The sequence below is a fragment of the Gaetbulibacter saemankumensis DSM 17032 genome (assembly GCF_000425645.1).
Classification (GTDB): Bacteria; Bacteroidota; Bacteroidia; order Flavobacteriales; family Flavobacteriaceae; genus Gaetbulibacter; species Gaetbulibacter saemankumensis.
Genome location: NZ_AUDV01000006.1, coordinates 85,375 through 108,190 on the forward strand (window position 1 = coordinate 85,375; position 22,816 = coordinate 108,190).

20 protein-coding genes are annotated in these 22,816 nt (G+C 35.8%); all 20 read right to left on the reverse strand.

Annotated features, from left to right (window positions below):
* Nucleotides 1-48: 48 nt before the first annotated feature.
* The 20 genes from H611_RS0102655 to H611_RS0102750 all read right to left on the reverse strand — a co-directional run bounded on the left by H611_RS0102655 (nt 49) and on the right by H611_RS0102750 (nt 22,813).
* Nucleotides 49-1,062, reverse strand: a complete 1,014-nt coding sequence (locus H611_RS0102655) for a glycosyltransferase family 4 protein (RefSeq protein WP_027136895.1) — start codon at nt 1,060-1,062, stop codon at nt 49-51.
* Nucleotides 1,022-2,374: an O-antigen ligase family protein gene (locus H611_RS0102660; protein WP_245574757.1), complete on the reverse strand. Its 1,353-nt coding sequence runs from the start codon at nt 2,372-2,374 to the stop codon at nt 1,022-1,024. Before H611_RS0102660 ends, H611_RS0102655 begins: the two co-directional genes overlap by 41 nt.
* A gap of 69 nt (nt 2,375-2,443) precedes the next feature.
* The gene (locus tag H611_RS13860; protein WP_051238696.1) at nt 2,444-3,592 is read right to left on the reverse strand and encodes a glycosyltransferase; all 1,149 of its coding nucleotides are present in this window, start codon (nt 3,590-3,592) and stop codon (nt 2,444-2,446) included.
* Nucleotides 3,589-4,698: a glycosyltransferase family 4 protein gene (locus tag H611_RS0102670; RefSeq protein WP_035483287.1), complete on the reverse strand. Its 1,110-nt coding sequence runs from the start codon at nt 4,696-4,698 to the stop codon at nt 3,589-3,591. The genes H611_RS13860 and H611_RS0102670 overlap by 4 nt, the downstream gene beginning before the upstream one ends.
* On the reverse strand, nt 4,698-5,963 hold the full coding sequence (locus tag H611_RS0102675; protein WP_245574758.1) for a glycosyltransferase family 2 protein: 1,266 nt from the start codon (nt 5,961-5,963) through the stop codon (nt 4,698-4,700). Before H611_RS0102675 ends, H611_RS0102670 begins: the two co-directional genes overlap by 1 nt.
* A gap of 87 nt (nt 5,964-6,050) precedes the next feature.
* Nucleotides 6,051-7,112: a glycosyltransferase family 47 protein gene (locus H611_RS14425; RefSeq protein ID WP_027136899.1), complete on the reverse strand. Its 1,062-nt coding sequence runs from the start codon at nt 7,110-7,112 to the stop codon at nt 6,051-6,053.
* Nucleotides 7,113-7,116: 4 nt separating this feature from the next.
* Nucleotides 7,117-8,289 carry a glycosyltransferase family 4 protein gene (locus tag H611_RS0102685; protein WP_027136900.1) on the reverse strand — a complete coding sequence of 391 codons (1,173 nt, stop codon included), beginning with the start codon at nt 8,287-8,289 and terminating at the stop codon, nt 7,117-7,119.
* 9 nt (nt 8,290-8,298) lie between these two features.
* Nucleotides 8,299-9,441: a glycosyltransferase gene (locus tag H611_RS13870; RefSeq protein ID WP_051238697.1), complete on the reverse strand. Its 1,143-nt coding sequence runs from the start codon at nt 9,439-9,441 to the stop codon at nt 8,299-8,301.
* Between the two features lie 124 nt (nt 9,442-9,565).
* On the reverse strand, nt 9,566-10,474 hold the full coding sequence (locus H611_RS14430; RefSeq protein ID WP_027136901.1) for a glycosyltransferase family 2 protein: 909 nt from the start codon (nt 10,472-10,474) through the stop codon (nt 9,566-9,568).
* Nucleotides 10,475-10,789: 315 nt separating this feature from the next.
* Entirely contained in the window at nt 10,790-12,175 is a 1,386-nt protein-coding gene (locus tag H611_RS0102700) for an asparagine synthase-related protein (protein ID WP_027136902.1), read from the reverse strand.
* Nucleotides 12,176-12,713: 538 nt separating this feature from the next.
* A complete protein-coding gene (locus H611_RS0102705) occupies nt 12,714-13,907 on the reverse strand; it encodes a glycosyltransferase family 4 protein (protein WP_027136903.1) in 1,194 nt (397 codons plus the stop codon).
* Nucleotides 13,904-14,920 carry a glycosyltransferase family 4 protein gene (locus H611_RS0102710; RefSeq protein ID WP_027136904.1) on the reverse strand — a complete coding sequence of 339 codons (1,017 nt, stop codon included), beginning with the start codon at nt 14,918-14,920 and terminating at the stop codon, nt 13,904-13,906. The genes H611_RS0102705 and H611_RS0102710 overlap by 4 nt, the downstream gene beginning before the upstream one ends.
* Complete coding sequence (locus H611_RS0102715) at nt 14,920-16,047, reverse strand: hypothetical protein (RefSeq protein WP_027136905.1); 1,128 nt, start codon at nt 16,045-16,047, stop codon at nt 14,920-14,922. The genes H611_RS0102710 and H611_RS0102715 overlap by 1 nt, the downstream gene beginning before the upstream one ends.
* Before the next feature lie 13 nt (nt 16,048-16,060).
* Nucleotides 16,061-17,206, reverse strand: a complete 1,146-nt coding sequence (locus tag H611_RS14435; RefSeq protein ID WP_051238698.1) for a glycosyltransferase family 4 protein — start codon at nt 17,204-17,206, stop codon at nt 16,061-16,063.
* On the reverse strand, nt 17,203-18,006 hold the full coding sequence (locus tag H611_RS0102725) for a sulfotransferase family 2 domain-containing protein (RefSeq protein ID WP_027136906.1): 804 nt from the start codon (nt 18,004-18,006) through the stop codon (nt 17,203-17,205). The genes H611_RS14435 and H611_RS0102725 overlap by 4 nt, the downstream gene beginning before the upstream one ends.
* Nucleotides 18,006-19,025: an acyltransferase family protein gene (locus tag H611_RS0102730; RefSeq protein ID WP_027136907.1), complete on the reverse strand. Its 1,020-nt coding sequence runs from the start codon at nt 19,023-19,025 to the stop codon at nt 18,006-18,008. The genes H611_RS0102725 and H611_RS0102730 overlap by 1 nt, the downstream gene beginning before the upstream one ends.
* Nucleotides 19,025-19,966: a DUF6625 family protein gene (locus H611_RS0102735; RefSeq protein WP_027136908.1), complete on the reverse strand. Its 942-nt coding sequence runs from the start codon at nt 19,964-19,966 to the stop codon at nt 19,025-19,027. Before H611_RS0102735 ends, H611_RS0102730 begins: the two co-directional genes overlap by 1 nt.
* Nucleotides 19,963-20,868, reverse strand: a complete 906-nt coding sequence (locus H611_RS0102740; protein ID WP_027136909.1) for a glycosyltransferase family 2 protein — start codon at nt 20,866-20,868, stop codon at nt 19,963-19,965. The genes H611_RS0102735 and H611_RS0102740 overlap by 4 nt, the downstream gene beginning before the upstream one ends.
* A complete protein-coding gene (locus tag H611_RS13885; RefSeq protein WP_051238699.1) occupies nt 20,869-21,759 on the reverse strand; it encodes a glycosyltransferase family 2 protein in 891 nt (296 codons plus the stop codon).
* Nucleotides 21,752-22,813, reverse strand: coding sequence for a glycosyltransferase family 4 protein (locus H611_RS0102750; RefSeq protein WP_027136910.1), 1,062 nt, complete (start codon nt 22,811-22,813; stop codon nt 21,752-21,754). Before H611_RS0102750 ends, H611_RS13885 begins: the two co-directional genes overlap by 8 nt.
* Nucleotides 22,814-22,816 lie beyond the last annotated feature (3 nt).

Consider the following 22,816-nt stretch of genomic DNA (forward strand, 5'->3'; position numbering starts at 1 on the left):
TTGTTTGAGACGCTTAAAGATAATAAGTTAAATTTAATTGAACCCCACTTATGGCTGTAATACAGAATTCCACTGTTTACGTACAACGTTCCAGTCGTATTGTTCAACCTGAGCGCGCGCTTTCTTAATCATTTCGTTGGCTCTTTCCGGATGCGATTGAATCTGTTCAATGCCTTCTACGAAACCTTGCACCCTATTTGGAGGCACTAAAATCCCCGTCTCCTGATGACTTATCAAATAAGGTAACCCTCCAACATTGGTAGATATAACGACCAAACCTAAAGCCATAGCCTCAATAACACTTACCGGCATATTATCAATATTGGTGGTATTAATAAACACATTATGCGTTTGCGACAAGGCTATCCAATCCGATTTCGATAGCTTTCCTGTGAAATTTACGGTAACCCCCAAGGTCTTAGCATGCGCTCGTGCCTTTTGAAGCGTACCATCTCTATCAGGGCCAACCATACTCAGACTTGCCTTTACCCCATGATCTTGTAAGGTTTTAAGAATATCTATAGCCAACAGAGGATTATAAATGTCTGCGAACGAACGTACCCATAATAAATGAATCGCTTCATAACTTCGCTGTTTAAACGGATAATGCGCCAATCGAATACTATTGGGAATACACTTGATATGAGTATAACCTAAAGTTCTAAAAAGGGAGGCAGTGTATTCTGAAGGGGCTATATTAACATAAGCCGGTTTAAAGATAGCCCAACACATCTTGGGATGACTTTTCAGTCGTTTGGGCAAATCGCCACCATGCAAAATAGGAATATACTTTAGTTGAGACATTCGGCATAATTGACTCACAGCAAAGGCGTAATAAAAATTAAGCGTACTATAGGTGTCTATCAAAACAAAATCACTCCATTTGCGATTAGCATAAACGGCCCTTAACATATCTAGCAGGCGTAGCCACTTATGTATTTTAGGCGAAGCATAACGCAGCTGGTAACCCTCGCTTTCTAACAAAGGCCCCAGAACATCAATAGACGTCACGGTCGATTGCTTATGATTCAATTGATTTCCTATATACAGGAGTCTTTTCATATCTAATATTCAATAAACACAGTCCGTAAATAAAGGCTGGCGCGGCTATACGCATGGCTGAATGGTTAATGGTTAAAAACCAGAAAAAATAAAACGAAAAAAACAAGGTATTACTTTTATCACCTAACCTAAAAAACAAGGGGACTAATAACAAGATAGTAAAAGCCATAATACCTAATAATCCATGCTCCGCAAGAATACGACTCATTTCATTATGCGATGCCGCATGAATTCCGGTCTCTTGAAAACGTAAATCCTTTACACGGCCAACGCCAACACCCAGAAAGGGGCTCTCAAGAAACTCTTCAACCTCCTTCATAAAAATGTAAACTCTACCTGTGGTAATATCTGCTTTCTCTTCCCCCATGGCATTTTGGTTCGCATAACGTTTCTCGATTAACCCACTAGTTTGTATGGAGGAATAAACCCAAGTTGCAGCTATCACGCTTAAAAACAGGAATAATGATATAAACATCTGGCTGCGTGTCCTTTTATTCATGCTTTTATATTCAAAAAACACAAAACACAAAATCATAATAATAGCGGTAAGCACACCGCCACGACTAAAAGTTGTCATAGCTCGAAAGGAAAACAACAGAATCAATGCCAGATTCACATAGCGCAGGGTTGAAATTTTACTATAATTAAAAAATTTCACCGTAGCAAAAAAGGCCCCCAACCCTAATACAGTAGCGACCTGGTTGGGGCCATAACCCCCAGATGCCGCAAAATTAGACCCAGTGGTGCTTACAACCTCTGAAATATCAGGGGTATAAAATACAATATAAATAACCGTACTTATGAGAGGATAGATACCATAATTAATAATGGCTTCCAGTTGCTTTTTAGAAACTGTAATACCCATACAAAATAAGGCCGATATACCTAAACACACGGGACCACTCAAATTAAAAGCTACGGCTTTTCTAATATTGTAACTAACGTCTAACAAATACATCGATACATAGATCCCTGGAATCAGTAATAAAAGATATAAAACATACGAGGTCGCTTTTAATTTAAATCCTTTGTGAAAAAGCCCCATGATTGCAAACAGAATAACCAAATATTTACTTCCTTCATACAACAGGCTTCCTTTGGTCATACGCAATAAAACCTCAGCACCCAAAACATAAGTACAGGCTTTCAGGATCTCCAGAGTTTTATCCTGATTAGGAGCACGAAGAATTTTAAAGAAAAAATAAATGATGATTGAAAAAAAATAAAGCTTAGCTAAACTCTCATTAAAATAAATGAGCATACCAATGAGCACATGAAGTAGTATATTCCTAATGTACCTGTCTTTAATCACCAAGAAACGTTTTTATAAAAAGTTTGCAAGTAAATATATAATTTCTATTAAAACTAAAGGCTTAATCTATCATATTTCCTGCTCATGAGCGTTTAATATCAAATTAAGGATCCTGCTATTATAATAATCGTAGGTAAATGCTTCATAAAAGGTAGTCGGCTGATTTATAAGTTTCTTAAACGCAACCGGAGACATCTCCAAACAACGTTCTAAACAAGCTGCCAAGGCTGTTTTGGATAAATTATTTAATAACATCCCCTGTTCACCATGGGTTATATACTGGTCTATAGCAGACACCTTAGACGTGATTGGAACACAGCCGTAATTTAAAGCTTCAGAAATAACCTTCGGAAAGCCTTCCGACTCCGATGGCAGTATTAAAAAATGACTCTGTTTATAAATAGCCTGCACCTCTTTTCTACCTAAGGCCCCATGAAAAGCATAAGGAATCCCTGAGTCTGTTAAACATTTTAGATGCGTTTCTTTAAGAACGCCTTCCCCGGCAAAATGAACCATCTTAATCTGTGAACGATACAACGCGGGCAACAGCTCTAAACTTTCGATAAACAAATCTAAACCTTTAGCCCGTTCTAAACGCCCTACAAAACACAAAGTAATACCGGTAGAAGATAATGTTTTGGTGCTCCTTACAAGCATGCCCTCATTAAATTCATCTTGAGTTAGACAAGGATTCTTAAAAGTCAAACAATGTTTGGGCTGATCGTCCCATGCCCCATTAATTGTTACAGGGCGTTTTTGTTTTTGTAATATCCAACGTTGAAAACCATATGCCCAAGGAGCCTGTCTCTGCTTCCAGTTTCCGGCATATTTAAACCATCCTAGTTTACTAGAAAACAACACTAAATACGGAATAACATATACCCCTATACCCGTAGGTGCCCTAAATTGAAAATGGGTGCTTTCTTCTAAGGCCTTTCGAATAATTTTTATAATACGGGGGCCGTGCCATAGCACTTCCATCTTTTCATACCAACCGTGTCCGCCAACAGAAGGCAGGGCCACAAATTGAATCCGTTTCGAACAATATGGCAATGCACTTAAGGGCGCTCTATCTTCATACAATACAGCCACGTGCACTATAGTATCAAATATCTCTAATAACTGATTAATTTCTGTTACTGTAGCTCCTAGCCCGACAATATGCCCTTCAGACGTTTTATAGTGTTCGGTATGCGAAATAATAGTTAACTGCCTCACGATAAAAGAGCGATATACTGGTTTACAATATGTTTCCAATCATGAGCTTCTGCCCAAGCCAAAGCTCCCTTCTTAAAGGTTTCTTTATTACCTAAAATACTTTGTACAGCCATTTGCAAAGCCTTGGTATCACCTAAGGGAATTAAAATTCCAGATTGTTCGCTGGCAACGGCATCTTCCACCCCGGTACCCTTAGCAGCGATTACAGGAATCCCCATAGCATTAGCCTCCAAAACAGCAATACCAAATCCTTCAACATCGCCAGTAGCTTCAGCTTTACTCAACATAATAAAAATATCACTTTGCTTTAAACAAGCCTTCAAATGGTTCTCACTCAAAACACCGTGAAAACTCACCTGACTATGTAGCCCCAAAGTCTCTACCTGTTGTTTCACTGCAAAAGATTCATCTGCTATGCCTACACAATGATAATGAAGTTCTGGATAATACGGCAATAATTCCGGAAGCATCTCGACGAATTCCCTTTGCCCCTTGCGTTCACTCACACGTCCCACCGTAATAAACACAGGGGAACCTTTAAGCTTGATGTCATCTAAACCCTTATCAACCACTTTCCAATCATCACACACAATCCCGTTTGGTATAACATGTACCGGGATATTTAAATGCGCCATCAAAGCCTTCGTATAGTTTGAGACCGCAACCACCTTATCAAACCGTTTTATAGATAAATTTACAAGCCTTTTTAACACTTTAGAAGGCATATTAACCTCGGTTCCATGTATAACCGCCAGACTTAAACGCTTCCTAAATATAGTACAGAAAGCAACACTCCACAAGGAAAATTTCCCGCTGGCAACCACGGAATCAGCTTGTTTTAGCCATTTAAAGGTTTTTACTATCCGATCGAAATACATAAAAACACGAAGCGGACGTTTCTTTATACGCTGTACAAAAAACGACAAGCCCTTATCAAAATCAGCTTCAGGAACGCCGCTGTCAGAACGTTGGTCGGTTAATACACTAACTTCAAAACCTGAATCGGTCAATGCCTTTGCCAAATACAATGCATGCGTCCCAATCCCTCCGGGCTGCGGGGGAAACTCAGAGCATATAATAAGAATATGTTTTGTACTTCTAGGCATTATAATCGTTCAATTAAAGGGCCTGTTTTCAACTTTTTAGTTGACAAATACCAGGACCAAAACACCTGATAGCAAACCACAGGTAAAAAAAACAAGGTTAAAACCCCTCCTAAAACCAAAAGCGGCTTATTCCTTTTAAATCTATAGGGTAAGATAGATAGAGGAACCGTTCGCAGCAAAGCGTAACGAGCCGCAGTATTCCCAAAATAACGTCGGTAAAAATACAGCACACTTGGTATGGGTCTTGGCGCCAACCACTTCTTAGGTCTAAAGGCATCCCAACTCCCCATCTCTCGTAATCCACCAGTGCCTACTTTTAAATGTAAGCGCTTAGCATAAGGATTTGATATGTTTTTATATCCCGCCAAATAGCAGCGCAATCCAAATTCTCCATCACCCATACGTTGCCCCTCAAACTGTCTGTCGAAAAGTCCTAAGGCATTAAACACGCCTCGTTTTATTAAAACATTACCTGTATCTATTTGATCACTAACCTTGAAATAGCTATAATGCCCCGGAATTTCTGCTCCTACCAGGGAAAGACTCACTCCCGAAGATATCTGGGCATCAAAAAAATCTAAACATTTTAAATGATTACGAATCCAATCTGCTTCAACCCGGCTATCATCATCAAACAACAATATATAAGTACCCTTAGCTTGTTTTATAGCCTTGTTTCTAGCTAACCAAAGTGCTTTTTCTTCTTGATATTCAACATGTATATCTAACGAAAAGTCCTTGTAAAATGATGCTTCAAATGGCGTGGACTGATCTATAACGATAACTTCAAAATTAGTGTAATCCTGTCGCTCTAAATCGATTAAAACATCCTTTAAATAATCATATCGGTTCAAGGTGGGAATAACAACAGTCACCAAAGGCTTCCTATGTAACAACTTAGAATCAAAAACATCCCATTGATGATAATCTAGAGGATTAGAACAAACATCAAAACGTTTTACCTCTCGTGTTTTATACCAGCCACCCCATTCTTTTACAGGATTGTGCAAGGTGAGTAACCTTAAAATAAATACATAAAACACCCAGACCTTATTAAAATAGGTTCTTATAAATCGATATTCATCAATAACAGGCAGCCTTTCGAAAGCAGAGTAACATACGCCATCTCCAATATACCCCTTCTGTATGGCCTGCCATGACATATCATAAGCTTTCGCCTGTTCAGTTTTATAACCTATATCGGGTTTAAGTTTAGCTAAAACGTCAGGACTCAATGTTTCTAGCTTGGGAAAAAGATAGCTCAAATGGCTTTTTTGCAAACGAAAATAATGCGTAGGTTGTAAATAATTTAGAAAGCTAAAAGGCATTGAAAAGTCTTATCGATTTTATCATTAAACAGTCATAGATTTGCAAACGGATTTAAAAAAACCATCTAAAGTCAATCGGTTCGCCCAAAGTTCTCTATTTCGTCTACAAAGCGCTAACAAACCTTCGGGGGTTAATTGACTGTGAAAAGATAGGACTTTTTCAGCAATTCGATCTTGCTCATGAGGTGCAATCCATACCACGTGCTGCTTCCAGTCAACAACATCACTCAAAGGTAAAAAGCCATCGGTATGAACATAAATGGGAATACGCCCCATCATCAAAGTTTCATAAAAGCGTACCGAAAAATTACCACCTCCACGCACGCACAACACATACTGAGATGCTAGCATATTATTATAAAACTCTAGAGTCGTTTGGTGTGTACCCTTTCCTTGAGTAACTCCGGCACGATACTGACTTCTTAATATAAATTGATCGGTAATCGCTTCAGAATCCCTCAACCGTTGCAATAATTTGGCCCGTAAATAAGAGGTTGCTACCAAAGCTTCCGGTTCATAAACATGTAAGCCTACCACACTTTTAAAATAAAACCAGCACTTATTTATCAAATCCAAACCAGCCTGAAATTTAGAGGGATTGGCCTGACCGCAAAACCCGACCAAAGGGTTCTCTGTATAGGCAGGAGGCAAATAGGTATCAAAGAGATTATGTTTAGACAGATAATCACTAACAAAAACAGGCATACCCATATAATTTTGGCCCTTTTTAGATCGATACCCCCCCAAGCGAAAGATTATAACCTGGTCATAATCCGGCTGTTTTACCCCATGATCCCCGGATATAAAAGACCAGACCATTTTACCCGCTTCTTTTGCCTGATTAATACATGCCTGTGCTAATGGAATTTGCTGCGTCTTCACATAATAATTCCAGGACATAGGCAAAATACAAACCTCAGCCAATAAAATATCATTAGCTATATTAAAATCTTTCTCTGAAACCCTATACATGGTCATACGCTCCGCATCAGTAAAACTGGTACCTTTAATAAATGGCTTCAACAGAGGAAATACTTCCGACCGGTAGTTTTTATCATAATGCGATTTAGGGTAATAAATAGTCATAAACCTAAGTGGTATAAAATTCGACAAACGCTTGCTGCTGTTGCTTTAAACTAAAATGGGTTTTAACACGTTCTATCGCTGCCTGTTGAATCGTTTTTTTTTCACGATCCGATAAACTCAAAACATGTTCTATCTTGTTGGCCATAGCTTTGGCATCAAGATCTTTCACTAAAAAGCCGGTTTCTTCCTCTAAAATATTTTCTCTAAGTCCTCCCTTATCAAAGGCTATAGTTAACTTTCCCATACTTTGCGATTCTAACACGGCATTACAAAACCCTTCTACTAAACTGGTTTGCACATATAAATCGGCCGATTGTAAAGCTTCAAGAGTACTTTTATGATCTAATTTTCCTAAAAACGACACATGAGTCTCCAACCCTAATCTATAACGTTGATATAAATAACGTTCTTCTGTTTGTTTATCTCCACTTCCTATAACTTCCCAAATAAAATCTAATTGTTTATCTCTTAGCTTAGCAGCTGCTTCTAACAAAATATCAATTCCCTTTATATAATGTAATCTTGCAATAGTAACCATTTTTAAAGGTGCTGATAATTCCCTTTTTCTCAAAACAGGAAGGTTTTTAATATTCACAGCTGGAGTAATTATTTGATAAGGTTTTGTTTCCAATAGACCTAAAGCATAAGCCCGCTGTAATAAATCATTAGAAATACTATGTACTTTATCTACGTTTTTCCATAATAACTTATAAGCATCTTCATTTTTTAAGGGATACACATTAATATCATACCCTCTAAAACTCACTGCCAGTTTAGCACCTATAGACTTAGCAACCAATTCTCGCTCAATAGCCATAGTAGCAAACCCAAAATGCACCCAGTCTGCTTTAAGCTTTAACAAAGAGGCATTTATATACACCTTTTCAACGAGACGCTTAAAAGTTGTTTTATTGGCGCGTTCCAAACTACAGTAGCTTAAAACCTGTTTTATATGGGGTAACAAACTTATATATACTAAAATAAAAGCCAGAACCTGCTTAAAAAAAGATTTATGCACCTTAGGATGTTTCACGTGTTTACATCCTTGGAAGGTATCACTTGTGGCACTGGTAACCAAAACCACCTCATAGCCATGAGCTTGTAACCCCTTTATTTTTGAAGTAAAAAAGGTTTCCGAATAACGGGGTGGAGCAGGAAGTATTAAAGCTATAGTCATGCTATGGTTTTAGTTATAAAGTTTAACTTCTGCTTTAGGCTGAGGTTTCCTTAAAATCTCTAAATACAGGTCCTCGTGCTGTTTTATGAATAACTCATATGTAAAATGGGTGTTACAATACGCCCTGAGCAACATCCCCAAAGCTAAATGTTGTGCTTTAGAATATTGCATCTGCAACCGTATTTTATCTGCCAGTACCTCAACATTTCCTGACTCGAAAAGCAATTCCGGAAAATCCTTCAACACAAAATTAATCCCGGCTATATCCGACCCCAATACCGGTATTCCCATACTCATAGCCTCAACTAAAGCCATGGGCATGCCTTCTCGCCTACCTTTATTTAATGTGGGGATTACAAATAAATCAGCAGTTACTAGATATGGCCTGACATCAGTTTGCTTTCCTAAAAAAACGACCTGTTGATCTAACCTCATTGTTTTACATAATTCTTTTAAATAGTCCCCATAATGGCCAGTATTATCTCCAATAATACTTAACTTAACTTTAGGGTTTTCTAATAAGCTTACTGCTTTTATTAAAATTTCTATGCCTTTTACAGGCACCAGATTCGCTACCGTAATAATATGATATGCTGAATTATTATAGGGTTCCTGAGATGCTTTAAAATGATCAGGAGAATAAAACTGAGTATCTATGCCTAATGGAATTAATTTTTGATGCTGCTTCCAAGGAAAAAAGTCACACATCTGGTTATTAATGGTAATAATATAATGCGCGAGAAAACTTCTAATCTTCCAGTGCTTATGGCCCCAGCTCATCGCTTTTTTAGTATATACCCATTTAATACCGGCCAATCGTGCTGCAAGCCCTTCGGTCCAGTCACTACTCCAATCCCAGGAATGGATAATATCAAATTGCTGCGATTTAAAAAAACGAACACCAGGAACCAATCGTTTCAATAAAGACAGATAGGGTCTGTAGTTTATGGTTGTTTTAATAATATGAATAGGCACCCCCAAGGCCTCCACTGTTTTAAAAAACGCCCCGCGTTTGTGGTTACAGGCAATATGCACCTCAAACAAGGCCTTGTCTAAACCTCGTGCCAGATCATACACCACCTTACCACTGCCCGCCGTATCAAAATTGGGGATGGTAAAGAGGATTTTTATTTTCTTTTGACTTTCTGGCATAATTTAGTTAACCAATCACTATAAATCATTAGAACTAATGCTTTAATTTATTTTTTACAATTGTACAAATAGACCGCACTCCTCACCTATCACCTCTCACCTCTCACCTCTCACCTCTCACAATCTATAATTTCTTCAATTTCATCTTAATTCGTTTGAAAAAGCTCTGTCTGAATCGGGCATCCATAGGATATCTCAATATATACATAAAAGACATAAAAATAAACCTTAATCCAGATAGATGATTTAATTCTTTTGATATCTGACCACGCATCGCATACCCAAAATCTTTTTTAGTGATAACATCTGGATATTCATAAGCAAAACTTCGTAGTAACTCTCTCGAACCTTTAAACACTTGCTCCGTATTACTAGTAATAGAATTTCTATTTACTTTTCTATCTAAACGTACTAATACATGATGTAATCCATAAATTTTAGATATTAAAGAAAATCGTAACACATAAGTCCAGTCTACCCCAATACTGGGATAATGCCGTGTAAAATATAAACCATTTTGAATATGTACCATTTTTCTAAACATCATACAGCTATTAACGACCTTTATGCGCTCTTTATAATTCAACAAAAACATATCTTGTTCTTCCGGATACTGTCCGCTATGCACCAGTAAACCAGGAAATTTCATGGTGACCTGTTCACCATCCCAGAACTCGGCTATACCAGAAACCATGCCTACCTCTGGTTGAGTATCCAGCACATCAACCTGTAAAGCCAGACGCTCTGGGTAATAATAATCATCCTGTTCAGCAACGGCCAGATAAGTACCTTGTGCTTCATAAACCAAACGGTTCATAGTTGGTCCCAATCCCTGGTTTTCCTCATTTTCTAAAATTCTCAATACCATAAATTGGTCGCGGTACGCCTCTAAAATATCCTTAGAAGCATCTGTGGTGCCATCTATACAAGCCAATAATTCAAAATCCTGATAGGTTTGGTTTACCAAACTATCCAAGGTTTCCTTTAAGGTACTGGCACCGTTATACACCGGCAAAATAACAGATACTTTCATTTTTTTATTTAATACTTAAATCTCTTTTGTATTGACTCCCCACAACTTAATCAGTGAATTGGAAATCGTGAAACGTGAATCGCTATGTTCATTAATAGTAATTTCTCATCTCTCATCATTAGTAATCATGACTAAATCGAAAATAGGGATTTCAACTTAAAATAAGTTCTTGATACAATTTTTTAAGCTTCACTTTGCTATCTTCAATCAAAATAAATTTTTATTTCGATAATCTCAAAATCACTCAAACTGACATTTTTTATTTTATAATTGCCCATTCCTACGTCTCACTCCTCACGTGTCATGTCTCACGTCTTACATTTCACCTTGCCTCCAAACACTTAAGGTGAGTAACATACTCAACGGATGCGCATAACTAATCGCATCACCATGTTTAAACTGATTATAAATATATTCAACCGTATCGGCGCCGACAAATTCTATAAAAGCCTCGTCAAACATATAATGTTGCAAGGCACTATCATTATCCGCCCCTAAAAACTGTAATTCCCAGTTTCGTTGTATATAGTGTTGTCCCATAGCAGCTCTAAAACTGCGCCACATCTTATTTTTAATACGATAAGCTAAATTCCACGGGGATATATTATTGTGATAATTATACAAGTTATAAGGCTTCTGAGCCTGCCACATAACTTTTGCCAACTCAGGATTCCGTTGTTTTATGTATGCAATTTGTAATTGACGATTGGCCAGATGTTCCTCCGGTACTTCACAAATAAAACGACACATACGGTCGTCGTAATAGGGCAAATGTATAGGATGCGCCTCCTGAAATACCGACAAGTTAACACTCGTCCAACGCGGTGCCCAGTATAGTGACTTGAAGGCTCTTACCTTAGCACTTTTATCCTCAATATCAATACCATCTAGCAAAACTCGAAGACGCGATTTTAAATACGTTTCAAAATCACCTTGTAACTTCCATTGCTTCCACAACCTCTTGGCAAGCTCCAGTCCGCCCGGCTTGACGATTTTTTTATAAACGATCTCTAAAACCGATAAGCCTGCTTCTGTTTTTTTAATTCCGCTATCAAACAAAACATCCCCCCAGTGCCCTAAGCTAAACGCGCCCTGCATTTGCTTCAGTTCCTCTAAAACCGCCATCTGTCTGGGGTGGGTAAAATCGGAATAACAACCATTAATGCAAGCCAAATCATCAATCTGATGCCATAAATATCCTTTTGTAATTTCGAAGGCTTTAAATTTAAATCCACAGGATTGAGCTATCTGCTTAGCAATAACATCTTCCTTAAATCCATTCTGAAACCTATAGGAATAACTACGCACATCGGCTTGTAAATAGTTCAGTGCCACAGCTTGGGTTCTACTATCTAGACCTCCCGATAAAGGTAAAATCACGGGTTGTCCTAAGGATTGCTCCTTTACAATAGTCTCAAACAAATCGATATACTCGTCCAAGGCCGTTTTAAAGGAAATATTTCGGGGTGTATAATGCCAATTAAAATATGTGTTCTCCTTTAAAACATGGTTGTTTTCATCTAACGTATAATATTTCCCGGGTTGCAATACGCACTCATCCTTATAAAAAGCATCACCTTCCAGAAAAAAACCTAGAGCCATGTAAATACAAAGAGCTTCTTTATTAACATCATGAGACTTACCTTCGCGTAAAGCAAAACGTTGTGTTATAGGAATTATGGGCGTTTGTATATGACTCATGCAGGTTCGAAGATAATTATTTTTAAGTTTTTACAGGACAATAGTTATGTTTAAATATTGATATGCTTTACAATCAAAACGACATGTAGAGGTGAACATATAGAAGTAACCTGTCTCATCTGCCTTTCTTACAAAAACTTTACAGACCAGCTCCTTATTATTTTAATAAAACAAATGCCCTGTGATTAATTTATTTGATTTTTTCATCAACGGAAATCGACGAAAAAGATTCATGAACTCCTTAAATTAAAATATTAAATAGTAAACAAAAAAGGAAAATATTATACCATCTACACACAACATGTAAAGCGTTATAAGAAAACACTTCGTTCCTTCGTCTTTGCTCAGGACAGGCTCCACCCAGTGTGACAAAATGCTAAACTTCACACAAAAAAACATTGTCAGTCTGAGCCTGTCGAAGACCTAAGCGCCTCCCGCCCTGAGTTTATCAAAGGATCGAAGACTCTTCTCCCTTACCAAACGACATCAACTCAAACTCACAAAACATCGCAATGATTTAAAAAATCTACTAAGTGTATTACGATTTTAAAACAGCCTCATATAATATTTCCATCCCCGATAGCATCGTCTGTTCATTATGCTGCTCTTCCACTCTTAAACGGGCTGCTTTAGTTATAGCACAAATATCCTCAGTTGTTAAACTCTGAAACTTCATAATAACTTGTTTTAACGCTTGGGGATCACCCACAGGCACCAGCCAGCCATGTTCCTCATGGGTTATTAACTCCGGCATCCCGCCACAATCGGTACTGATAATAGGCGTACCTAAAGCCATAGCTTCTACCACCACATTGGCAAGTCCCTCTTCTATACTTGTGGACAGTAATATATCTGCCTCCTGCATGTATTGAAACACCTGTGCTTGATTAATATTAGATATTAAATGCACAGCTGTTTCCAGACCTAATGCATGAGTTAAATACAGCAGCTCTTCATCTCCTGCGCCTCCTACAATCGTATATTGAAATTTAAACCCTTCTGCTTTTAGCAAGGCACAAGCCTTTAAGGCCGTTGGATAATCTTTCACCCAATGCGCACGACCCACCGACAATAATTGTAAAACATCCCCACGCTTAACTTTGGCCTGATATTCTAAATCCTTTAAAGCCAATCCCGTATACACCACATGATCAATACCTGTTTTTGGAATACCTATGGTTGTACCTGTCTTGGAAATCGCTTGCGATACCGAATGTAACCCATCTAATCTGGGGTATATACTTTGTAAATATTCAAAGTTAGCCGGTTTTACAAAAGGACGCACCATCACGTGAAATCCGCGCTGACTCAAGACGATTTTAAAATTGTCATTTTCCAAATAGGATTCCAACCAAGGCAATAAGGATGGCCACTGCACATGAACTATATCGGGTTTTGCAGACTTCAAGACGAGATTCAGGTTTTGTTCCAGCAAGGCTTTACGGTTCCCTTGAATGGTAAGCCATATGGTTTTAAATAGTGTCAATATCCCGGATTGTTTAAAAGCGAGACCTAAACTGGTGATTATTAAAGCCCTTTTCGACTGATTACTCCCTAAAGACTTATAACACACACCTTCAACCGGCTCAGGATTATTCGTATTAAAGCCTAAAACCGTTACCTGATGCCCCTGCTTTACCAAACCCTGTATCAAACGCCTGATAAATGCTGTTGTTTGAAACGAGCCGTCGAAGATGACAATATTGAATATAGCCTTCTTTTTAAGCCTCATAAGATGGTGTTATAAAATTGTTTAACTTGCTCTACAATAACATGCCAGTCGTAAGTTAAAGCCTTTAATCTACAGGCTTCAGCTATTTTATGCTGTTGATAATTATCACCCAGTAATGCAATCGTACGATCAATAAATTCCTTTTTATTATCACAAAAGATATTTCCTGTACCATCAAGACAGCTCTTCAAGCCGCCCACACGCGATGTAATAACCGGCAAACCGCAAGCCATAGCTTCCAGTATTGAATTGCAGGCTGTAGCCTCTAAAAGCGGCAATAACAAGATATGTGCTTTTTGATATTCAGTTCTCAAAGCCTCATCATGCAAGCCATGACAAATTCTTATATTTTCATGCGGTAAAACCTTTTCGACGAACTCCTTTTTAAGAATAACAGTCACCTTAGTTTGAGGCATGCGTGCTATAATCTCGGGAACACAGGCATTAAGCGTTTCAAAATCTCTTAAATGCTGACCCACAAAAAGCAAATGTGGTTCTTCTCTCCTTTTACTGATATCTGGTAAAAAAAACTGCGTATCTACCCCGTGAGGAATGTACATCACGTGCTCCAGACCCAACCAGCTTTTTATAAAATCCACCTGATTATCTCCCACACAAATAGCGCCATTTAAATGCTTTAAATATCTTGTATCCGCTATGGTTTGCTTTAAAATATGTGGTGGCTTATGAAAAGTCCCTACAAACTTTACCTGTCTCTTATTATGATGTTTCACCAAATGTCTGACATCCCGCTCGGCATTCAAATAATGTACTATAGTGGGCTCCGTGCATTGTCTTAAATTTTTATATAACTCCAGCTCCTTAAACACACTACTGGAATCGTATAAACCAGCTTGCTGATGGCTCCAAGTTCCAATTAATTTTGCCAGTCGGTAAGGCAGCCATGAAGAGCCTCTAACTTCATATGCATTCTCTAAATAATCTATTAAGCGACCATAACCCGAATGTTTGGCATGATGTGGTGACCGATGATGTACAATAATGGTTTTCATTAAATTTGAGTTAAAGCATTTTCAAAAAAAACATCGGTACTCATATATGTTTCAAATGTCTTACGAGCATGACTTCCTATTCTCTTAACCTGCTCTTTATCCCTTATTAATTGTTCTAAAATAGAAATAAGATTCGTTTCGTTTTCAAAAAACAAAATATCTTTTCCTTCAATCAAATTAAATGGCAACGTATTAGTAATCTTTTCTGCAACTATACATCTTGATTGAGCCATAAGCTCTGGTAAAGACCAACCTACCGATTGAGCTATACCTCGTGTATAAACCGAAATACCTGATGCTCTAGAAGCCTCTATAAACTCCTGCTCGCTACCTATGTTTGAAAAACAATCATTATACGCTTTTGCAACATAAACATCTCTTTTAAGACCTCCCTTAAAATACTTAGGAAAATGTTGCTTTAACAACCTAATCACCCTAACTCTTTGACCATGAACATCCTTAATATCCTGAGAATTTACTTGTTTAAAAAAGCGTTTCTGATAGAATATATTTGTATTATCAGGAACGTGGTACTCATTAAACAAATGCTCTGATTTGGCTTGATTTAACCTTTGAAATGCCATTAAGCTGGATTTAAATAAAGATTGAATTCTCATTAAAAAAAAACAATCAAGCTTAAACTCATGTCTAAATTTGGAATATAAAAACAAGCCCTTAAACCTAATTGAAAATGATTGCGCAGGTTTTAATTTATAGGAAACCCCCAGCGGGCGTAACTTACCCTTAAAGGTATCGGGCAAAACACTAATATACTCTTGAATAAAATTGCGTTTAAAAACAACATCGGCATGACGAAAACAATGCTCTGAAAAATAATAAGGTATATCGTCCAGGTCAAATGCCAGAATTTTATTGGGAGTGTTGTCTTTAAAAGATAACTTAACATAAAACACCTTCCTATAAACGGAGTTACTTACTTCCATCACATGATTAAGAACAGATATCCTTCCTCTGGCATTAAAGTTTTTATACTTTATTTTTACATTAAGATTATAGGTTTCGGCAAATTTAAACACAGATGCATAAATATAAGTGTAGTGATTTAAATCTAAAGGTACATATAGGGTAATGTCTTTTATTTTTGATATTAAATCTTTAGCCTCCATACATTAAACATTTCTACAATTTATTCCCCATAACATCTTTAATACATTGCAATAAAACCTCATACGTTTTTTCCAAACTATAATCTTTAACTGCTTTTTCACGAGCAGCAATTCGCATTGCATTTTGTTTATCTGCATTCATAAAATAACCACAAACCATCCCCGCATAGGTATTTTCAGTTCCCAATAAACCATTAATCCCATGAGCAATCACATCGGCAGGCCCTCCTGAGCAATTTAATGCTGCAACAGGTGTCCCACAGGCCATAGCCTCCACCATCACCATACCAAAGGTTTCCTTATCACTGGGCAATAACAACAAATCGGCTTCCTGAAAATAACGCGGCAGTGCTTCATGTTCTTTATGTCCTAAAAACAACACCTGTGTTTCTAAATGCAACGCTCTTACCCGTTGTTGTAATTGCTGATAATAGGATTCTGAACTTACGGGGCCAATAATGGTTAATGTCGCATAATCAAATCCATTGGTTACTACTTCGTGTAAGGCCTCAATGGCTAAATGAATTTGTTTCAACCCAACAATTCGCCCCACATATAGCAATTTGGGATTTAAGTTTAAATCGTGAGGTAAGGGTTTAAAAACTGTGGTATCCACACCCAATGGAAACACCCGAATATCCAAACCCTCAAACATAGGCATCTGCTGCATCATGTCTTTTTGTAACTGCGTATGTACCAGTACATGATGTGCCCGTTTGTAATACTGTCTGTTATCAGGCGTATCGGTATAATGTTGACCGCCCAACATAGCAATATATTGCTTCCCTGCTTTTAAAATGATTTGAGCCAATTCATGAGAAAACGGACTGGAATGCCCAGACATGTTAATAATAGTCACATCTGGTGTTTCTCTTTTATAAGCTTTCAAACAGGGTTTTGAATACTGTTTCTTCCATTTCTTATGGTCACCGCTCCATGTTAATTGCACCGGATAAAACCGGTAATCAACAGCTTGAAAACAATAATGATAGCGTCTAAATTTTGGTGTAAAATAGTCAACAGTACAAGTTATATTTTCATGCTCTTGCATTAATTGCTGCATGGCTTTTAAATGTGGCTGACTATGGTATGTTGCCACACTTGGCTCAACTACACCGGCTGCTTGAGGCGTAAAAGGATGTAAAAGAGAAATGATCATACTACAAAAAAATTATTAAGTTTCATTTGTAATCTTTGAAACAAATTTAATCCTGAATCATTTAAAACGTTTTTTTTCATTTCTCTATATAATTCTAAATCATATTTGATGACTTCAAAAAACAACTGTTCATCATATTCTAAATTATAACCTAACCCTACAGATACATTTTGTTTTTTATAATTAGTATATTTCCATTTGTATCTTTTACTCAAGTAAAAAACAGCTTCATCAAATCTATTAATATCAAAAATTAAAACACTTTTACTATTTTTAATGGCTAACCTTAAAGTATTCTCTGAAACTTTATAATTTTCTTTTAAAAAGAAATCTTCAGGTCCAGCAAGTTGCCGAGTCATAATATTATCTAAACCTTTCTTTTTTAATAGCCGCAAATAATCATTAAGATTAAAACCATTTGATTTTAATTCTTCATAAAAAAAACGCCCCGGTTTATGGTGTTCCTTAAAATCAGATAATAATCGAGATTTTGGATTTCTGATAAAAGTTAAATAATCAACCTGTTGTTTATTTACTAATTCATGAAACCCATAACCTATATGACCTCCAATAAAGTCAATATTATCTAAAAGCATCCCTTCTAAAATATTTAAAGTTTCAGGTGCTGTAATATATCCTCCTGGTAACCTTATACCTAAATTCTTATTCGTGAGATTATTATTTAGATATTTAAACACATCTTTCTCTAACTTAGGTTTCAAAAAATGACTATGATTTTTTTTAACAAGGTCGTAAAAAGTGGTTCCTGCCGTTTTAGGTATATGAATAAATACTATCACTAATATGCTTTAAATTGTTTATTTTTCAATTGTAATTTAAATCTATCAACTCTCATTTCTACAAAATGAACCAATAAATAATTTACCCCTGCTAAAAATAAAAAATAAAAAGGCATTGCCTTTACTCCTATTTTAAACGTATTATCAATTACACCATAACCAATTAAAACTGAATACATCATTAAAACCAAATAATGGGACAAATAAAAAGGATAACTATATAACCCTATCTGCTTATCAATTTTTCTTATGCTACTTCCCAAATCTATGAAATACAAAAGATAAATAATTAATGTTGATATAAACATATTAACATAAATACTCAAATCAGATAAAAAGTCATTAACCACATTACAGTAAACAGCATTTAAAACAAATAAAACATATAAAAAGCCAACATGTAATAGCTTTACTTCTTTTAGAGGGTATTTTTTTATTAACCAGAACAATACAGCTCCAATAGAAAATGGTAAAGAGGATGCGAATACAGCACTATACCTAAAGGTAGGAATATCGTAATAAAAATATGTTACCGCAAAATATATTACACTCAATATAAACCAAAACAATGTCCTTAACTGGGTTTTAGAAATCCCTATTGAGATTAGCAAATAAAATAGCATTTCATTGGTTAATGCCCAGGATGGGGGTGATAATCTTGGCTCAAACCTATGTGGAACAATATTAGGATAGATCATTGATATATTTGCCAACCATTCACCTAAAGTATTAGGCAAATAAATATGACGGTGCCTTGATGTATTCAAACCTAATTTTAAAAGAAAAATAGTTAAAACTATAATAATCAGATAAATAGGAAATAATCTCAATAATCTATTTTTCCAAAAACGAGTAATCCCTCTTATTTTATAAGAATAACTATCATGCATTATCAGAGTCATAAGAAACCCTGATAAAATAAAGAAGAATGAAACTGAAAAATTCCCAAGTGTAGGGATACTAAAAACATGTAATAAAATAACATTTATCGCTAAAAAAGTTCTTAGAGTACCAAACATCAATTTCTTTTAAATTTCACAATTAATTTATGACTGAATCTATTAAACTTTCTGACATATAACTTTATTTTAATCCTAACATAATACCCATTAAACACATTTTTTATAGTATTCAGTACATGCGCAAACATTGAATGTCTTTCAAAATGCATCCCGTTATAAGATATATAAAACTGATTTGGCAAAGGCTCTGAATATTTTACCTTGTTGTACCTCATCGTGCGTTTCCAGTTAATGAAGTGCAAATACATAAACTCCTTATTGGTTTTAGTATTAATGATTCTACCTTCTCGCCATTGCCAGCGATCTAAATAATACTCCTGATGCGAATCTCTTCCGCGTTCTTGGTTGCATAATATAGCATCCCATTTAATTTTTAAATCACCTACTTTAAAGCCTATGGAATGCCTAATATAATATGTTAAAACAGTCTCATCAAAACGGGTGAGTTTCGATGTTCCCATAAGCTCTTTATAATCAGCAATCTCACGGTATATCATATTTATTGGTTCAACATTCCTAAACAATGTAAAATGCCCGGATATAGCACCCTTTCGACTTGAAATAATATCATAACTGCTCAATACCTCATCGGTCATAAAGCTTCTGATATCACCCCAGATGATATCCATATCACAAATTCCCCAAAAATCGTAACCTGTAATAACCTTGCCAAAAATATCACCATAAGCTGGTTTTAAATCACAAAATTTCCGAATATTTAAAGATACTTTAAAATCCAACTTGTTATTAATAGTTGTATTTAAATCCCTTAAAGACGTTTGTAAAAAGGTAATATTATCTGGTTTGGCTTGAGGAATTTCACAATCCGTCGGACAAAACCAGTGTACCGAAGGGTTTTTAGCCACAGAAACTAAAAAAGCATCAAACCACACAGGCCAGCTTCCAAAATAGGGTACTATAAGTATTATTTTTTTCAATTAATCTTCAATAACGTCTTAATAACCTTTTTTAAATAATTTTTAAAAGCAACAGATTCGCAGTTTTTCATATAATAAGGCATTAAAAACAGTCGGTCTTTTAATGTTAGTTCTCGAATTAATCCAATAACGTTTTCATATTTATGCAATACTCGAACTGCTTGTTTCTTATCAAATATACCCAACTTTTTTCTAACAAGATACTTGTAAAATAATAGACTGGCCTGTATTTTCTGGGCTTTATATGAAGGACTACCCGTAATACTTAAATTTGAACGACCAACACCAACAACTCCCTCATTTATAGAATATATAGGTTTATCTTCCGCAAACTCTATCCAAGCACGGTTATCACTATGCCAGGCTAAGGGGTAATCATAAAACCCGTACTTAAGATAAACCCTTCTTCTAAAAACATATTCCGATAAGCTTATTGTGGTTTGTCCCGTGATACGTCTGTAAAAGGCTGTTGCTGCAAATTCTAATACCGGATTATACTGTACGGGCTGTTCTATTTGGGTATCTTTATCAACTATATTTTTAGCAAAACGCACCAAATTAGTAGTGTGCTCTATAACCTCCAAATGTTCGTAAAAAGCTTCTACACAATTGATAGACAAACAATCATCATCACCTAAAATCACTAGCCATTTCTCGCTTTCCGATAATGCGATACAACGTGCCCATTGCTGCGTTAAACTTTTACTCCCTAAATTATCGACAAACCTATGATACACAAAATCAAACTGTCCTTCATATTGTTTTAATAAAACAGTACAGTCTTCCGGACTCGCATCATCCCCTATATAAACTTTAAAACACTTATTGGTTTGTTTAGCAAGTGAGTCTAAGGTCGCCTTAAAATAAGCCAGTTTAAAAAAGGGAATTATTATAGCCAGCATTTACTTCAACAGTTTAATAATATATCTGGTTAAGCGCTGTTCCCTGATACTTCTTAATATTTTGTATCCTCTCGATTTTCTATAATTATCAATACGCGTTTTTAAATGATTCAAACGATTTTGCTTCTGCTTTAATACAAAAATCAAATAGTCAACATAATCGTCATGATTTACTATATTTCTTAGGTAACCAAGGGCATTAATATAATTCTCCTCCATAAATTCAACCTGTTGGGTCATGCTATTATTATGCAAACGATAAAACACCAAAGTCTTATCAATAAAATGGGTTTGCACATCACTTTTATACAACATTAACCACATTACCCAGTCTTCTTTAGCTTTTAACATTTCGGGAAACCTGAAATCTTTAAATAAACCCGATGAAAAAAAACCACAATGTATAGGTATGGTAAATTCATATTCCCATCCATATAATAGACTATCAAAACTAAAACAACTTTGTTCCAATACACAATATGGCTTAAATACCTTTGTAAGATCCCCCTTAAACATCATAAAATTACAAATAACAATATGCCACCGCTCTGACCCTGAATATTTTCGACATTCTTCTAAAGATAAAATTAGCTTGTTAGAATCCAAAATATCATCAGCATCTAAAAACTGAATATAGTCACCTGTCACTAAACTCAATCCTGCATTTCTCGCAGCGCTTAAACCACGGTTATCCTGACACACATACTTAAATCTGTGATCTCTGTCTATCCAAGTTTTAGCAATCAATTCTGTTTTATCTGTACTGCCATCATTAATTATAATACACTCCCAATTGGTATAAGTTTGCTCTAAAACCGACCGCAAACAAGCCGCCAAATAATTAGCTTGATTATAACAGGGCACAATAATGGAAACTAAAGAATTATTCATAAAACAATTCTCTATAATTACTATTAAATTTTTCTATATCAAAATGGGCTTCTGCATAATTTCTTGCATTCACTGCCAAACTTCTGTAAAGTTTATAATCTCCAATTAGATTATTTATACAGTTTTTAGAAAAAGTTATAAAAAGTTCACTTTTAACCGGCCCTATAAATCCATTAAAATTGTTTTTTACGTGATCTGAAATACTCCCTACGTCTGTAGCGATTACCGGTATACCTAATTCCATAGCCTCCATAATCACCAATGGAAACCCTTCTCTAGAAGAAGAAACAATTAAGAGCGATATTCTAGAAAAATGCTCCCTAACTTGTTTTGGATTATTACAATTCTCAAAATACTCTATATCCGAAAAAGATGTTTTGAAATTATCAAAATGATCACCTATAACTTTACCTTTACTTCCCGTTTCCCTTAGTATATCAAAAAATATTTCTGGTCTTTTTTCTTTCGAATTTCTACCAACAAATCCTATGGTAAAATTTTTAAAACGAACATCTATTTCTTTCTCGTCAAATTCCCCTATTATTATACCATTTGGTATAACAATAAAACGATCTAAAAATTCTAAACTTATATTATGCTTTAAATATAATTTTTTATAATCTTCCTTTGTTTTCTTATTAATCACAATTCTCTTATCAATTAAATCAATAAAAGGTAATGAAGTTTGTTCCATACCTAATTCAGGGAAAGAAAAGGCGTGGGTTAAATCAATAATCTTAACTTTTAATTTTAATCTTAATTTTGAAACCAACTTATAGAATAAATTACTATTACTACCGAAAGCAATAACCTCAAAAAAAACAGATGAAATTCGCACAAAATTTACAGCTATTTTCTTTTGTCTTCTGCTAGCAACCCTAAAGCAATGAGCATGATTTCTAAACTCTGAACTTATCGATTCTTTCTTCGCATTGTTAAAAAAAACAATAGGTTTATTATGTAACGTTTTGATAATATTTAAATGCACCCGTTCAGCACCCCCAATATGGTGATAAGGAATGAAAAAAAATATTAACTTAAACCGTTTTAACATAGC